The organism is Caballeronia udeis (assembly GCF_001544555.2).
GTDB lineage: Bacteria > Pseudomonadota > Gammaproteobacteria > Burkholderiales > Burkholderiaceae > Caballeronia > Caballeronia udeis.
Genome location: NZ_FCOK02000025.1, coordinates 40,565 through 55,513, shown reverse-complemented (window position 1 = coordinate 55,513; position 14,949 = coordinate 40,565). Strand labels below are relative to the sequence as shown.

Genomic DNA, 14,949 nt, shown 5'->3' with positions numbered 1-14,949 from the left:
AAAAAACGGTGCGATGCCCTTTCGGACACCGCACCGATACGCGCCTCTCGCAGCAGCGTGAAAACCTTATGACTCTCTCTCTGTCGTACTTGCTCCGGCTGATTCGTTCGGCTTAGAACGAGTGCTGGATGCCTGCGTACACGCCCGACTGGCTATGACCCGGCAACGGGTTGTCGGTCGAAACCGTGTCACCCGCGTTGTTCGCATTCAGGCCGAAATTAGCCGCCTTGCTGTTGCGTGCCGTTGCGATCTGGATGTCGAGCAGCGTGCGCTTTGACAGGTTGTACGAACCACCGATCGTGTAGATGTTGCCGTTGCCACCACCGTTGTTCGCATTGACGTGATAGACCGCTGCGATCAATGCTGCAGCCGGCGTAGCTTGCCACGTCACGCCACCCCATTCCTGATCGGTCGTCGTTGGCGTGCCCGCCGGCGTGTTCGTCATGCCCGACGTGCGCGAAGCCTGATAGACGGCCTGGAGCTTGAACTGACCAAGGAAGACGTTGACACCGGCGAAGTACTCACGTGAAGCCGTGAACGGGTTGTCCAGCTGCCCGTTGGCTGCATCGCGAATTTCGTCGTACAAGCCGCGCACCTGGAACAGCGACGTGGTGTAGGTGACCTGCAGACCGCCTTCACGGCCTTGCGACGCACCAGGACCGCCGTTGAAGTGGGTCGAGTTCGAGAACGCGTACTGGCCGTACACGTCAAAGCCTGCGAACTTCGGCGATTGCCACGACACGTTGTTGCTCGATTGCGGCCAGTTGCGGCCACGCACCAGCGACGCCGACGACCAGTTCGACTGACCGAACGGGTCAAAGTCCCACACGCCGTTCGAGATGAACAGTTCGCGACCCAACAAGAAGGTACCGAACTGGTCGTTGGCGATACCGACTGTCGCCCAACGATTGAAGAGACCGTTGTTGCCCGGGCCCTGACCCGTCATGGTGTTGAAGCTGCCTTCCAACTGGAACACGGCCTTGTTGCCGCCACCCAGGTCTTCGACGCCCTTCAAGCCCCACAGGCTCGTACCCCAGTCGCCGCTTTCCGCACGGAAACGATTTGCGCTGCCAGTGGTCACGCCATTAGCGCCACCTGTAGGCGCGCCCGACATGTATTCGATACCGGCGTCGAGCCGGCCGTAGAGCGTCACGCTACTTTGAGCGTGTGCTGCAACGCCGACCGTCAGCAGCGAAGCCGCGAGCAAAGCTTTCTTCATCATCTCCTCCAACCCTGTCAAAAAATAGAAGCCCAAGTGCGGCGGTATTGGTTCGGCGCCAGTGCACCGAACCGGAAACTATTTAGAGAGATGACACGCAAAGGGGTGGTGTCCATGACATCAGGCGGGACGTTGACTGCCCCCTAACATCACAACCAACCCTTGGGATTGGTGTCTCCTCAGTTCTTTTTGAAGTAAAACTACTTTTAATGAACTTCGTTTCCGTACTTTGATTACTAATTTAGCAAATTACCTTTGTGCCGCCAAGAAAATTGTTGTCAACCCATTTTCTGTCTCGAAAATGCAATGATTGATGTGTTGCGGGTTTGCACGAGGTAGGTGAAAAATGGCGCAAACCCTTATGGGGTAAGGATGCGATGGATTTTTACTCTCTACGCTATGGATTGCCTCTATTGACGGACGATGCGCGCGAGGTTTATACACCGGCGGCTTAAAAACGTTTGCGTGTTTAGATATACAAACTAAAAAAGCGCCCCGAGGGGCGCTTTCAGTTTTGCAACGTGGCTGGGCTGTAGTTTTACTTCAGGCTGCCGGACAGGAATTGCCTGAGCCGTTCGCTGCGAGCATGGCCGAAAACGGCGTCGGGATGGCCTTCTTCTTCTATGCGTCCCTGATGCAGGAACACCACGTGATTCGACACGTTGCGGGCGAACGCCATTTCGTGCGTCACCACGATCATGGTGCGGCCTTCCTCGGCAAGCGTCTGCATTACCTTCAGCACTTCGCCCACCAGTTCGGGATCAAGTGCGGAGGTTGGTTCATCGAAGAGCATCACGTCCGGGTGCATTGCCAGCGCCCGTGCGATAGCCACACGCTGCTGCTGGCCGCCCGACAAGTGCGACGGATACTGTTGTTCCAGTCGCGGTGCGAGGCCCACTTTCTCCAGATAGGTGCGCGCGCGGTCGAGCGCTTCCTGCCTGGACAATCCCAGCACCTTCAACGGCGCCTCCATCACGTTTTCCAGCACGCTCAGGTGCGACCACAGGTTGAAGTGCTGGAACACCATGGAGAGCCGCGTGCGCATGCGCTGCAACTGTTTGGGTTCAGCCGCTTTCAGCGCGCCGTACTTGTCCTTGAGCGTGCGGATTTCCTCGCCATCGACAAAAATCCGGCCCTGGTTCGGCTGCTCCAGGAAGTTGATGCAGCGAAGCATCGTGCTCTTGCCCGACCCGGACGAGCCGATGACGCTGATTACATCGCCGGCTTTCGCCCTTAGCGAGACGCCCTTCAGGACTTCGTTGTCTCCGTACTGCTTATGCAGGTCATCGACGAAAAGCTTGGATGCCGCTGTGTTCATGATGTGCCGATCCTTGAGGCTTATTTACCCTGCGGCCGCAAGTAAGCGAGCCAGCGGTACTCAGCACGGCGAAACAGCCACACGAGCGCGAACGAGATGCACAGATAAAGCAGGGCGGCAATGCCGAACGCCTGGAATGATTGATATGTCGCGGAATTCACGTCGCGGGCAATCTTGAGGATGTCCGGCACGGTGGCGGTGAACGCGACGGTGGTCGCATGCAGCATCAGGATCACTTCATTGCTGTAGTAGGGGAGCGCCCGGCGCAGTGCCGACGGCAGGATCACGCGCCGGTAGAGCGTGAACGAGGACATCCCGTATGCGCGTGCCGCTTCGATCTCACCGTAAGGCGTCGCCCGGATCGCGCCGGCGAAGATTTCGGTGGTGTACGCGCAGGTGTTCAGCGTGAACGCGAGCAGCGTGCAGTGCATGCCGTCGCGGAAAAACTGATTGAGCAACACATGGTCGCGAACCACTTGCAGGCTGTAGAGGCCCGTGTAGCAGAGCAGCAGTTGCACGTAGAGCGGCGTGCCGCGGAAGATATACGTATAGACCCAGACGCCGCGCGACAGGAATTTGTTCTTCGATACCCGCGCGACCGACAACGGGATCGACAGGCAGAATCCGAGCACGATCGATACAACCAGCAGCCACATGGTGATGGCAAGGCCGGTGATGCGATAACCGTCGGTGAACAAATAGTTGCGCCAGTATTCCTGGATGATTTCGAGCATGGATTCCGCCGCGTGGGAGTTGCTTGGGTGGTGTCTGGGTTCGCTGGGTTCTTCTTCAAGCCAGGGCGTGGCGGGCGCAGGAACAGATGCGCCGCGTGCCGGCTATGGCTGCTTTCGGCAGCGTGTGGGTTCTCATGACTACAGGTCGGCCTTGCGCACGCCCGACGAGTAGCGCTTTTCGAGCCACATCAGCACGAGATTCGATACCGTGGTGATCACGAGATAGACCGCGCCCGCGAGCAGCGTGAAAAAGAAGAACCGCAGGGTGCCCTTGCCGGCGTCCTGGGCGGCCTTGACCACGTCCGCCAGACCGATGATCGACACCAGCGCGGTCGCTTTCACCATCACCTGCCAGTTGTTGCCAATGCCCGGCAGCGCGAAACGCATCATCTGCGGGAACATGATGCGCGAGAAGGTTTGCCACGGAGTCATGCCGTAAGCCGCGCCCGCCTCAAGCTGGCCGCGCGGCACGGAGAGGAATGCGCCGCGGAAGGTTTCGGTGAAATACGCGCCATAGATAAAACCGAGCACGATGACACCGGCCACGAACGGATCGATATCGATCTGATCCCAGCCCAGGAGATCGGTCAGGTGATTCAGCCAGATCTGGATGCTGTAGAACAGCAGCAGCATCAGCACGAGGTCGGGAACGCCGCGCACCAGGGTGGTGTAGATCGTGCCGGCGCCCGACGAAATGCGGTTTCTCGACAGTTTCGCCGCCGCGCCGAGGAGCCCGATCACGAATGCGAACACGAGCGACAAGACCGCCAGCTTGACGGTTTGCCATGTGCCCGAGAGGATAAGCGGCCCGTAGCCTTGCAGAAACATGGTGATCCCTTGATGACGTGCGCGTGTGCCGTGGCCTTCGCTGTTTTTGCTGTTGCCTGTTCAGCCGCGCTTTTTTTGCCTGAATTCGCATAACCGCTTTCTGGCGGCCTGCTTCGGGTGTTCGGTGAGCCCGGGCCTCTCGCCTCGCTTGTTGCTGGTTGCACCTCGGCGTACCTGGTCCTACCTTTCCCCGCCGTGCTGCTTTTGCCTGCCTCTATTCCTGGTCCTGTCTTTCCACGCACCACCAGCCCCTTCCGGGCACCGTCGTCTCGACCGCACCCGGGAGCACTGCTTCCAACCGACCGTCTTCGGCGGTGCTTATTCTAGGTGTCCAAAATTGGTGCGATTTGTCGACAAGGGCCTTTGATCCGAAAAAACGCGACATCGGCTGAAGCCCGTCACGGCGCGCCGTGCGGCTTTCCCCGCGTGGCTTTCCGGCGGGGTGTTAGCACCTCGGGCGCCCGTTGACCCTTGAAAAGGCCGGTATTCTACCCGAAGCCCACCGGTGCGCCAGGACGGGCGCCCGAGTCCCGGCCCGAGCCTCCTGTTGTCCCGACTCTCCCGGTCGTGCCCGGGCAGGGGTGCGATTGCAACCATTTTCAGGACGGTGTGGTGCCCGCGCGGGCGGTTGTCGAGCGGGGTGCGCGCCCTTACATTCTCTCCATCGCAATATCACCGGGAGTTCGATATGTTTGAAATTCGACGCGCCAATGAACGCGGCCACGCTAACCACGGCTGGCTTGATTCGTATCACAGCTTTTCTTTCGCCGGCTATGACGACCCGAAGCACGTGCATTTCGGTGCGCTTCGCGTGATCAACGAGGATCGCGTCGCGGGTGGCCAGGGTTTCGGGACGCACGGCCATCGCGACATGGAAATCATCAGTTACGTGCTCGAAGGCGCGCTGTCTCACAAGGACAGCATGGGGAACGGCTCGACCATCCGTCCTGGCGATGTCCAGCGCATGAGCGCCGGCACGGGCGTGCGGCACAGCGAGTTCAATGGCTCGGCCACTGAAACCGCGCATTTCCTGCAGATCTGGATCATCCCGGATGCCGCGGGCAATGCGCCGGGCTACGAGGAGAAGCGTTTCGACGACGCCGAAAAGCGTGGCCGGCTGCGGGTAATCGCGTCGCCGGAGGGACGGGACGGCGCGGTGAAGCTGGGTGCCGATGCTGAAGTCTACGCAGGTCTTTTCGACGGCGATGAACGCGCGGAATTCGACGTGCCGGCCGGGCGCAGGGTGTACGTGCACGTGGCGCGCGGCGCGATTTCGGTGAACGGAGAAGCGCTGGTGGCCGGCGATGCCGCGAAGCTGGAAGGGGTGTCGAAGGTCACGCTGGAGCAGGGCACCGGCGCGGAAGTGATCCTGTTCGACCTGGCGTAAGTGTTACTGCGGTTACTGCGTTACCGGCACGCCACTGGCTGATTTTTCCCGGCTTCGGCCGGGGAGGACGGCAAAACGACAAAAGGCCGCGGAAGTAATCCCGCGGCCTTTTGCGTTGGCTGGTGCGCTTCGATTGCCCCGGGTGTCCCCGGACAAACCGCTGCAAATTGCGCAATCGTGTCGGTCATGACTTCCACGCTAAAAGCAATACCGCCAAGCCGATGCAAAAAAAGGCCGCTCCAGGGTTGACCAGAGCGGCCTGTCCGGCGCGAGGCGATTGAACTGGCGGGCTACCCCGCCTCAATCACCGGCTCCGGGCTCCAACCTCAAACCATGCTCACGGATTAGCGGCGGATGCCCCAGCCGGCGCACCGTGCATGCCGCCGTGCTGACCCCAGCGCTCATGCATCTTTTCCCGGCGCGCTTCCATTCTTGCAAAGCGCTGCTTGAGTGCCGTGCTGACCGTGGTCTTCTGCTGGTCGTTCAGCGTGTTATAGAAGTTCAGCCACGCGGCGCTGGTCTGGTCGCGCAACTGGGCATTCTGCTGCTCGATCTTCTGGTGCGCCGCGTACATGGCGTTCAGGTCGAGAATGGGCTGCTGCTTCATTGATTCCATTTGGGCGTGCATCTGCTTGTGGCTCTCACGCATGGCTTCATGATTCTGCTTCATGGTGTTGAGCGCGGCCTGCCACGCTTTTTCCTGGTCTGCGTTGAGATTCAGCTGGCTGCGCAACTTGTCCAGCGCCTTCTTCATCTGCATTCCCCCACGATGCCCGTCCGGGCCCCCGGGACCGCCCATCATGCCCGGGCCTCCCTGCGGCGGCACGTCGGGCGCGGCGGCGCTCGCGGCGTTGACCGCGCCTATCGACAGGGCGAGCGCAGCGGCGGTGACGGCGAGGAATCGGGACTGCTTGAACATGGTCTACTCCTTTTTTGATTTCCAGAGCCGATCTGGCGGCGCCGTTTCGGTGGTCGCGCCTTCGGTAAGACACAGCGTAGACAGTCACAGCCAAGCGCGTGTTACGAGCGGGGATCACGTTATTACGCCGGTTTACTCTCGCCTTTCGCGGTAACACCTAGTAAACGTTTCCCGAGCATTTGCAACGTAGAGGCGGCGCGCAGGCGTTAAACTGCGTCGCATGGCTACTCAAATACTTGTCGTCGACGACGACGCTGAACTGCGCGACCTCCTGCGCGACTACCTGGTCCGGCAAGGCATCGAGGTATCGGTGCTGCATGACGCGGGTACGCTCGAACGGCGCCTCGAACGCGAGCGCCCGGATCTGATCGTGCTCGACCTCATGATGCCGGGTGTGGACGGACTGACCGCGTTGCGCAAGCTCCGTGCATCGGGCGACGACATCCCGGTGATCATGCTGACGGCGCGCGCGGACGACGTGGACCGGATTGTCGGATTGGAACTTGGCGCCGACGACTATCTCGGCAAGCCGTTCAATCCGCGTGAATTGCTGGCCCGCGTGCAGGCGGTGCTGCGCCGGCGCCGCACGATTCCGTCGGCGGCGCCCGAGCAGCGCGAACCGTTTTCGTTCGGGCGGTTCCGGCTCGACTTCCAGTCGCGCACGCTCCATCAGGACGAAACCCCGCTCACGCTGTCGGGCAGCGAGTTCGCATTGCTGAAGATTTTCGTCAATCACCCCATGCGCACGCTGACGCGGGAGCGCCTGCTCGAACTGCTGCATGGTCCCGAATACGACGGCACGGACCGGGGTATCGACGTGCAGGTGTGGCGTCTGCGCCGGATCCTCGAAACCGATCCGTCCACGCCGCGCTTCATCCAGACGGTGCGCGGGCGCGGTTATGTGTTCGTGCCGGACGGCGAGCAAAATGCGTCGGCCCATTGATTCCCTGTTCGGCCGGCTGGTTGTCCTGGTCATTGGCGTGTTGGTGTTGTCGCACGTCGCATGGTTCACGGTTATCCGGCTCGAGCGCGATCAGACGCAAACGCGCTACGCGGTAGAAGAGGCCGCGTTCCTGGTCGACGCCGTGCGCCAGCACATCGCGAATTCACCGGATCAGCCGCTGCCGTCGAGCGTTCGCGTGGTTGAGCCCAACAGTCCTGACGTTCCCAAACCCATCACCGACGCCGATACCAGCCGCGTGCCGCCGCAGTTCGCGCGGTTTATCGACGACTTGCGGGATCGTCTGCCGGACGGCACCGACGTTCGCATCGGCGAGCCGGGCGGCCCGCCGCGCCTGTGGGTGCGAGGCGCGAAGGACGCCAACTGGATCGTCGTACCGGTACAGCCTCTGCGTCCGCCGCGTTCGCGCGACCGGATGCTGCTCTGGCTCGCGATTATTTTCTCCACCGCCGTGATGGCCGCGTTGTTCGCTGCGTGGCAATTACAGACGCCGTTGCGTTCGCTGGCGCAGGCGGTCGGTCGCTTCGGTCGGGGCGAACCCACTCCGCCGGTGCCTGAGCGGGGTCCCCGGGAATTGCGGCAGTTGACCCACGGTTTCAACCAGATGGTGCGCGAAGTGGAGCAGACGGAAAGCGATCGCGCGGTCATGCTGGCGGGTGTTGCCCACGACCTGAAGACGCCGCTTGCGCGCTTGCGCCTGCGGGCTGAAATGATGGATGAGGCGAAACTGCGGGACGGCGTGGTGCGCGACGTGGATTCCATGGCGCATATCGTCGACCAGTTCCTCGTGTTCGCGCACGACGGCTCGGATCGCAGCGAGCCCGCCGAGGTGGATCAGCACTGCGAGCGGATTGCGCGCAGTTATCGCGCGGTCACGGTGGGGGCGCCGTCAGTACAGACCCGGCTCACGGCCGGGCGGGATTTTGCGTTGCCCGCAGCAACGCTCGACCGCTTGTTGTCGAACCTGCTCGATAACGCCCATGCCTACGGCGCGCCGCCCGTGGTGATCGAAACGCTGCGCGGCTCGAACGGCTGGGTGTTGCGCGTCATGGACAACGGCAAAGGGATCGCGGCGCAGGATCTGGTCAAGGCCAGCCGTCCGTTCGTGAGGCTCGATCCGGCTCGGGGCGGCAGCGGTCACAGCGGGCTCGGACTGGCGATTGTGGAGCGGCTGGTGCGGCGGGCGGGCGGCGAGTGCGAAATTGGCAATCGCGCCGAAGGCGGCCTGCAGGTCGTGATGACCTTTCCTTTTGACGTAGTGGCACGCTCGGCCGAGATGTTGCACGGCGACGTGCTGCATGAAGCGCGCGTGATGTGATCCGCGGTGTGATCCGTGATGTGATTCTTCTGCCCGGGGTTCTGCACCACCGCCAGAACCCCGCAGCGCGAGCGAACCCTTAGTCGAACAAGGTATTGAGCGCGGAAGCCGCTTCGCTGTCGACCGTGTTGTACGTCACCGTCGCGGCCTCGAAAATATAGTGCGTGGTGTATTTACCGAACCGCGCCAGAATTTCCTCCTGGATCACTTCGGGGGCGACATCAAGACGCAAATACCAGGCGGTAGAAGAGAGCCGCGTCTGGAACGCACCATACTCGGCCAGCAAGTGATCGAATGCTTCAGCGTCCTGATCGCGGCAGACAATGACCAGATTTCCCTTCATGCACCCCTCCTGATAACGGCAGATATCGAACTCGAAGATCGATAATACCTGCTGTCGTGCTGCTGCCGCAGTCCGCCTTTAAGCCAATGTTCCGCCAAATGCCGTTTTGACTTCGGGTCAGGCCGTTTCGGGATGTCGCGGCATGGGGGGCCGGGTGTCTGCCGGACGCACTTCGCTGCGGTCGCGCCCGCCCGATTTTGCCGCATACAACGCCAGATCCGCGCGCTTGAGCAGGTTTTCAGCGGTGTCTCCGTCGCTCAGTTCAGTGATGCCGATGCTCACGCTCAGCGTGGTGTCATCGGGGAGATAAGCGCAATGCTCCTGGTTGAAGCGCTTGCGAAGGCGTTCGAGAACCATGTGGGCATCGACGAGCGTCGTCTGTGGCAGCAGCAGCCCGAACTCTTCACCGCCCAATCGCCCGACACCGTCGCTTGCGCGCAGTTGCTCCTCGCACATGCGTACGAAATGTTCGAGCGCGCGGTCGCCGGTGGCATGGCCGAAGCGGTCGTTCACCTGCTTGAAGTGATCCAGATCCGCAATTGCAACCGACATCGGCACGCCCGCCGAGCGCGCCAGATCGACTTCGCGGCGCAAGGTATCGAGGAAATAACGCCGTGACAGCGCCCCGGTCAGCGCGTCGTGGCGAGCTTCGGCGGACAGCAGCGCATTGGCCGACTGCAACTGGTTGGCCAGATGGCGCGTGGCGCGGTGCAACCGCCGTTCGCGCAGGTATGACACGGTGATCACAATGGCCAGCAGGCTCACGCCTAGCGCCGTCAGGAACACCAGCAGCCGGTCGCGCCGTTGATTGCTCACGATTTCCGCCCAGTTCGGCAGCGGATGGACAATATGCGCGGCCAGTCCCGAGTTCAGGCCGGTACGTTCGTCGTAGAGAGCCGGCGCAGTGCTGTTGCCGGCGCTGAAAAATGTGCTCGCGATAGCAGGCGGCAGCCAGGGCGCATCCGCTCGCACCCGGTCCCCGATGTTCGTGATCGGCAGCGTACGAAAGTCGACCCGTCTATATGCATCCATCCGCTGCGCCCGCGACATCCGCAGCACGGGCGAATCTGGCATCACCTGGTTTTCGAGCCGGCTTTCGTGAGCCATGACGATCACGCCGTTGCTGTCTGTGACGAACGTGCCCGCGCGCGACACCCAGTGGCGCAAGCGGTCGACACTCACTTTCGCGATCACCGCGCCCACGAGGAAACCGTCGCGATACACCGGCGTGGCGATGAAAATGCCTGGGTCGCCGCTCATCCTGCCCACGCCGTAGGTTTCGTTGAACGCGCCGAGCAGCGCTTTCTGGATATAACTGCGCATGCGCATGTCGGTGCCGACGAAGCTGTTCGAGTCGATGCCATTGCTCGACGCCACGCAAAAACCGTCGCTATTGACGACCCACACATAGTCGAGACCCGTAAAACCGCGGGCGTTGCGCAGGAAGTTGTCGAGTTTGGTGAGCGCCGGCACGGCGAGCCACCTGGCCCGCCGCTCGGGCTCGGTCAGTGCGCTTTCTTCAGTGGAACTATGGGATTGGGCGAGCGCGAGCTGGATCATGTCCATTTCGGCGATGGTGGCCGGAATCGCCCGGGACATGGCGAGATCGCTGGCAATGATCTGCGCGGTGTTGTCGACAATCGATGCAGCTATTTGCTGCTCGACCCGTACTGACGTGGTCAGTTCTTGCTGTACCATTCGGTCCGACACCATCCCGGCGGCAACCCAGCACACGCATGCGAGCAACGCGAAGGCGAGCGTCGCGATGGCGCGGTGGAAGGTTGTCTTGTTCATCGATCCTCTGGCCTGTCTCACTGTGGCGCAACCTGGCGCAACGAGCATGTTATGAGTGTTTTACCTGCATGTGAGCATCTTACCGGGCAAGAGCCGCGCATACGCCGGTAGTTCGCCAAACGCCGTTGCCGAAGGCCGGAACCGGCGTCAGCCGCACCTCATGCCTTGTCCGCTGCGCTTGTGACCTGGTGTGACCTGTCCTGACCCGTTGTGATCTCACGCAGTCCGATTTGCCCGGGTTCGCTCCGGTTCACCTGCCCGGTCCACGCCTCTACGCCTCGATTGGACGACGTTTTTTCCCGGCCATCAAGCTGTTATCGGCGTGAGCGCGCTTTTCTGAACGGCGTGTCCACGTCTGCAGCGGGTTAGCCGTTTAGCCAGGGGAGTGCCGAGGTGGGACGCAGCGATATGAACAGGCTTCAATCCCTTGAGAGGAGGTTGTGCCTGAAACGAAGGTTGGTGTACTGTCGTGCGTTTCCGAAATGGTCAAGTTATAGGCCGGCCCCGGCCGCGGAGAACTCCTCCGGCTTAAAGGGTAGGCGAGGGGTAGGCGAGGGGTAGGCGAGCTTATTCGTACTCTTTGTACTCTTGCCGGCGCACGGCGGATGAAGGAAGAGCGGAGTATTCGCTTAAAACCAAGAACATAAGCGGCTAACATTGCCTCACGCGACGGTAGCCTGCTGCAACGAGCCTCAACGGGAAGGGCGTGGAATGGATTTTGGCTTTAACCTGACTCGAACGGCGAACGCTTCAGCGTGGCGTCTATTGCCCAATCGCTGGGACTTCGTCGCGTTCCCACTGATTATCTGCGTGCTCGCGCTGACCGTAGTCGGCTTCCACGAGACGCTCGCGCCCATCTCGACGCTACAGACGCAGGCCATCTCGCTCGACCCGGGCAACCTTCCCGAATACGCGTTGCGCACCACCTTGCGCATGCTCGCAGCCATGGTGGCGTCGCTGGTCTTCACGCTGGTTTACGGCACGCTCGCCGCGAAGAGCCGGCGGGCGTCCATGGTGCTCGTGCCGATCCTGGACATTCTCCAGTCGGTGCCGGTGCTCGGTTATATCTCGTTCACGGTCACGTTCTTTCTCGCGTTGTTCCCTGGCCGCGTGTTCGGCGCGGAACTGGCGGCGATCTTCGCCATTTTCACAAGCCAGGCGTGGAACATGACGTTCAGCTTCTATCAGTCGCTGCGCACCGTGCCGCGCGATCTCGATGAAGTCTCGCGCGGTTTTCACCTGACCAACTGGCAGCGCTTCTGGAAGCTGGACGTGCCGTTTTCGATGCCCGGCCTCATCTGGAACATGATGATGTCGATGTCCGGCGGCTGGTTCTTCGTGGTCGCCTCCGAAGCAATCGTGGTCGGCAACCGCACCATCGTGCTGCCGGGTATCGGCGCTTATCTGGCGACGGCGATCGGCGAGCGCAATCTCGGCGCAATCGGCTGGGTGATCCTGGCAATGACCATTGTGATCCTGGCCTACGACCAGCTCATGTTTCGTCCGCTGGTGGCCTGGGCCGATAAATTCCGCATGGAAAACACGAGCTCGGGCAACGTGCCGGAGTCGTGGCTGCTCGACCTGATTCGCCGCACGCGTTTGATTCACCGCTTGCTGGTACCGGCGGGCTGGATGATCGGCAAGATGGCGCGGGTGCCGCTGAAGCTGCCCTCGCTGCAAGGCCGCCTGCCGAAGTTCCCGATCGGTCGCGCCCTTGCCGGGTCACCCCCTCGGGCGCGCAGCAAGTCCGCCAATCCGTCCCGTGCCGGCGACATTGCGTGGGCCATTGTCGTGCTCGCGCTGACGGCGTTCGTGGTGTGGAAGGTGACGGTTTTTGTGAGTGCCGGCGTCACGTGGGGAGAAGTCTGGCACGTCATCTGGCTGGGATTGATCACGTTGTTTCGCGTGATGCTGCTGATTGCGCTGGCTTCGGTGATCTGGGTGCCGGTGGGCGTGCTGATCGGCCTGCGACCCGCGTTGGCCGCCAAGATCCAGCCGATCGCGCAGTTCCTGGCCGCGTTCCCGGCAAACCTGCTGTTCCCGGTGTTTGTCGTGGTGATCGTGAAGTTCGACCTGAATCCGGATATCTGGCTCTCGCCGCTGATCGTGCTCGGCACGCAGTGGTATATCCTTTTCAACGTGATTGCCGGAGCGACGTCGTATCCGAACGATTACCGTGAAGCGGCCACCAATTTCCAGATCAAGGGCTGGCAGTGGTGGCGCCAGGCCATCTTGCCTGGCATCTTTCCGTACTACGTGACCGGTGCGATCACCGCGTCGGGTGGAGCGTGGAACGCCAGTATCGTTGCCGAAGCGGTGTCGTGGGGCAATACGAAGATCGTGGCGCACGGGCTCGGCGCGTATATCGCGCAAAGCACGGCCGACGGCGATTATCCGAAAATCATTCTCGGCATTGCAGTGATGTCGCTGTTCGTAACACTGTTTAACCGGCTCTTGTGGCGGCCGATGTTCGCTTATGCCGAATCGCGTCTTCGGCTGGACTGAGTCGGAAGCCACTCATCCGACCGTTATCCGGCCGTTTATGCGGCGCGCACTGGTAACCGACTGAATCCCCGCCGCCAGCGGCCCCACCGTGAAATTTCCGTAATCAGCAACACGCGAGCGCCTATGTCAACGCAGACGAATACGACCACCCAAACGCCGCCAGCGCCGCCGCGCCCCGGCCAGGAAATCCTGCGGGTCCAGGACGTCAGTCGGGGCTTCAACAAGACGCAGGGCGAACTGCTCGTGCTCGAAGACGTGAACCTGACGCTCAACGAAGGCGAGATTGTCGGGTTGCTGGGCCGTTCGGGTTCCGGCAAGTCGACGCTGCTGCGGATCATCGCCGGCCTGATCGAGCCGACAGGCGGCGAGGTCACCTATCTGAACGAGCCATTGCACGGCCCGGCGAAGGGCGTGGCCATGGTCTTCCAGACCTTCGCGCTGTTTCCGTGGCTGACCGTGCTGCAGAACGTGGAAGCGGGGCTGGAGGCGCAGGGCGTGCAGGCGAAGGTGCGGCGCGAGCGGGCGCTGGCGGCAATCGACCTGATCGGTCTCGACGGTTTCGAGAACGCGTATCCGCGCGAGTTGTCGGGCGGCATGCGCCAGCGCGTGGGTTTTGCGCGCGCGCTGGTGGTCGACCCCACGCTCTTGCTGATGGACGAGCCATTCTCCGCGCTCGACGTGCTGACCGCCGAGAACTTGCGTACCGACCTGCTCGACCTCTGGACGCAAGGCAAGATGCCGATCAAGTCGGTGCTGATCGTGACGCACAACATTGAGGAAGCGGTGTTCATGTGCGACCGGATCCTGGTGCTGGCGTCGAATCCTGGTCGCGTGATGGCTGAAATCCGCGTGCCGTTCAAACATCCGCGTAACCGGCTGGACCCTGCGTTCCGCCGCCTGGTCGATGACATCTACGCCAAGATGACCGCGCGTCAGCTTGACGAAGGGAAGAAGAAGGGCTTGGAGCTGAGCAGCTGGCTGCCGCAGGTGTCGACCAACCTGATGGCCGGTCTGATCGAAACGCTGGCCGCCGATCCGTACCACGGCCGTGCCGACATGCCGGAGATCGCGCGGTCGCTGCATCTGGAAGTGGACGATCTGTTCCCGGTGGCCGAAGTGCTGCAGCATCTGGGTTTCGCCGATGTGCGGGAAGGCGACATCTTCCTGACCCCGCCGGCGCGCGTGTTCGCCGAGTTCGGCACGCAGGAACGCAAGATGATGTTCGCGGAGCATTTGCTGCGGCACGTGCCGCTCGCTGCGCGGATCAAGAAGGTGCTGAACGAACGGCCGGGGCATCGCGCGCCGCGCGTGCGCTTCGAGCAGGAGCTGGAAGATTTTCTCTCCGATAGCGCTGCCGAGGAAACGCTTGACGCGGTGATCAACTGGGGCCGTTATGGCGAGATTTTCTCGTACAACGACCAGACCGAAATTTTCAGCCTGGAAGACGTCGAGTCTTGATGCGGGGAAATTGAAGGGCGCCAGTCGGCGCAAAAAAACGCGGCTGATCCGGAAACGGGCGCCGCGTTTTTTTGTGCCTGTCGATAGCGGGATTCATCGACCGTGGTCGTGCGTGCATGGCGCGCTAACGTAAGCGCCGCGCGCCGCGCGTCGCGAGACAGCGGA

Annotated in this window: 12 protein-coding genes; 5 read left to right on the top strand and 7 right to left on the bottom strand. The window is 61.7% G+C overall.

Annotation, left to right across the window (positions count from 1 at the left end):
• Positions 1–112: 112 nt before the first annotated feature.
• The 4 genes from AWB69_RS19075 to AWB69_RS19060 form a co-directional block, all read right to left on the bottom strand.
• Positions 113–1,219 carry a porin gene (locus AWB69_RS19075; protein ID WP_062087504.1) on the bottom strand — a complete coding sequence of 369 codons (1,107 nt, stop codon included), beginning with the start codon at positions 1,217–1,219 and terminating at the stop codon, positions 113–115.
• 538 nt (positions 1,220–1,757) lie between these two features.
• Entirely contained in the window at positions 1,758–2,537 is a 780-nt protein-coding gene (locus AWB69_RS19070; RefSeq protein WP_062087502.1) for an ABC transporter ATP-binding protein, read from the bottom strand.
• 20 nt (positions 2,538–2,557) lie between these two features.
• Entirely contained in the window at positions 2,558–3,271 is a 714-nt protein-coding gene (locus AWB69_RS19065) for an ABC transporter permease (protein ID WP_062087500.1), read from the bottom strand.
• Positions 3,272–3,409: 138 nt separating this feature from the next.
• Positions 3,410–4,099, bottom strand: a complete 690-nt coding sequence (locus AWB69_RS19060; RefSeq protein ID WP_062087498.1) for an ABC transporter permease — start codon at positions 4,097–4,099, stop codon at positions 3,410–3,412.
• A gap of 688 nt (positions 4,100–4,787) precedes the next feature.
• Between AWB69_RS19060 and AWB69_RS19055 the strand changes: the two genes are divergently transcribed.
• Positions 4,788–5,486 (top strand): pirin family protein, encoded by a 699-nt coding sequence (locus AWB69_RS19055; protein ID WP_062087496.1) that lies wholly within the window; start codon positions 4,788–4,790, stop codon positions 5,484–5,486.
• A 337-nt stretch (positions 5,487–5,823) separates the two neighbouring features.
• Here the strand turns inward: AWB69_RS19055 and AWB69_RS19050 are convergent, their stop codons facing one another.
• Positions 5,824–6,405 carry a periplasmic heavy metal sensor gene (locus AWB69_RS19050; RefSeq protein ID WP_062087494.1) on the bottom strand — a complete coding sequence of 194 codons (582 nt, stop codon included), beginning with the start codon at positions 6,403–6,405 and terminating at the stop codon, positions 5,824–5,826.
• 220 nt (positions 6,406–6,625) lie between these two features.
• Between AWB69_RS19050 and AWB69_RS19045 the strand changes: the two genes are divergently transcribed.
• Positions 6,626–7,348 (top strand): response regulator, encoded by a 723-nt coding sequence (locus tag AWB69_RS19045; RefSeq protein WP_047896230.1) that lies wholly within the window; start codon positions 6,626–6,628, stop codon positions 7,346–7,348.
• Complete coding sequence (locus AWB69_RS19040; RefSeq protein WP_062087492.1) at positions 7,332–8,684, top strand: ATP-binding protein; 1,353 nt, start codon at positions 7,332–7,334, stop codon at positions 8,682–8,684. Before AWB69_RS19045 ends, AWB69_RS19040 begins: the two co-directional genes overlap by 17 nt.
• Positions 8,685–8,763: 79 nt before the next feature.
• Here AWB69_RS19040 and AWB69_RS19035 read toward each other — a convergent pair whose 3' ends face one another.
• Both AWB69_RS19035 and AWB69_RS19030 read right to left on the bottom strand, forming a co-directional pair.
• Positions 8,764–9,027 (bottom strand): double-stranded DNA-specific endonuclease, encoded by a 264-nt coding sequence (locus AWB69_RS19035; protein ID WP_050381213.1) that lies wholly within the window; start codon positions 9,025–9,027, stop codon positions 8,764–8,766.
• A 117-nt stretch (positions 9,028–9,144) separates the two neighbouring features.
• On the bottom strand, positions 9,145–10,821 hold the full coding sequence (locus AWB69_RS19030) for a sensor domain-containing diguanylate cyclase (protein ID WP_062087490.1): 1,677 nt from the start codon (positions 10,819–10,821) through the stop codon (positions 9,145–9,147).
• A gap of 711 nt (positions 10,822–11,532) precedes the next feature.
• On the opposite strand from AWB69_RS19030, the gene AWB69_RS19025 reads away from it, so the two are divergent.
• Together AWB69_RS19025 and AWB69_RS19020 are read left to right on the top strand one after the other, a co-directional pair.
• Complete coding sequence (locus tag AWB69_RS19025) at positions 11,533–13,326, top strand: ABC transporter permease (RefSeq protein ID WP_062087488.1); 1,794 nt, start codon at positions 11,533–11,535, stop codon at positions 13,324–13,326.
• Between the two features lie 123 nt (positions 13,327–13,449).
• Positions 13,450–14,784 carry an ABC transporter ATP-binding protein gene (locus tag AWB69_RS19020; protein ID WP_062087486.1) on the top strand — a complete coding sequence of 445 codons (1,335 nt, stop codon included), beginning with the start codon at positions 13,450–13,452 and terminating at the stop codon, positions 14,782–14,784.
• Positions 14,785–14,949: the final 165 nt, after the last annotated feature.

Excerpts from the sequence above, each read along its gene's own strand:
- AWB69_RS19070 (WP_062087502.1), bottom strand. The coding sequence starts at position 2,537 with ATGAACACAGCGGCATCCAAGCTTTTCGTCGATGACCTGCATAAGCAG.
- AWB69_RS19075 (WP_062087504.1), bottom strand. The coding sequence starts at position 1,219 with ATGAAGAAAGCTTTGCTCGCGGCTTCGCTGCTGACGGTCGGCGTTGCA.
- AWB69_RS19055 (WP_062087496.1), top strand. The coding sequence starts at position 4,788 with ATGTTTGAAATTCGACGCGCCAATGAACGCGGCCACGCTAACCACGGC.
- AWB69_RS19025 (WP_062087488.1), top strand. The coding sequence starts at position 11,533 with ATGGATTTTGGCTTTAACCTGACTCGAACGGCGAACGCTTCAGCGTGG.
- AWB69_RS19030 (WP_062087490.1), bottom strand. The coding sequence starts at position 10,821 with ATGAACAAGACAACCTTCCACCGCGCCATCGCGACGCTCGCCTTCGCG.
- AWB69_RS19065 (WP_062087500.1), bottom strand. The coding sequence starts at position 3,271 with ATGCTCGAAATCATCCAGGAATACTGGCGCAACTATTTGTTCACCGAC.
- AWB69_RS19040 (WP_062087492.1), top strand. The coding sequence starts at position 7,332 with ATGCGTCGGCCCATTGATTCCCTGTTCGGCCGGCTGGTTGTCCTGGTC.
- AWB69_RS19050 (WP_062087494.1), bottom strand. The coding sequence starts at position 6,405 with ATGTTCAAGCAGTCCCGATTCCTCGCCGTCACCGCCGCTGCGCTCGCC.
- AWB69_RS19020 (WP_062087486.1), top strand. The coding sequence starts at position 13,450 with ATGTCAACGCAGACGAATACGACCACCCAAACGCCGCCAGCGCCGCCG.
- AWB69_RS19035 (WP_050381213.1), bottom strand. The coding sequence starts at position 9,027 with ATGAAGGGAAATCTGGTCATTGTCTGCCGCGATCAGGACGCTGAAGCA.
- AWB69_RS19060 (WP_062087498.1), bottom strand. The coding sequence starts at position 4,099 with ATGTTTCTGCAAGGCTACGGGCCGCTTATCCTCTCGGGCACATGGCAA.
- AWB69_RS19045 (WP_047896230.1), top strand. The coding sequence starts at position 6,626 with ATGGCTACTCAAATACTTGTCGTCGACGACGACGCTGAACTGCGCGAC.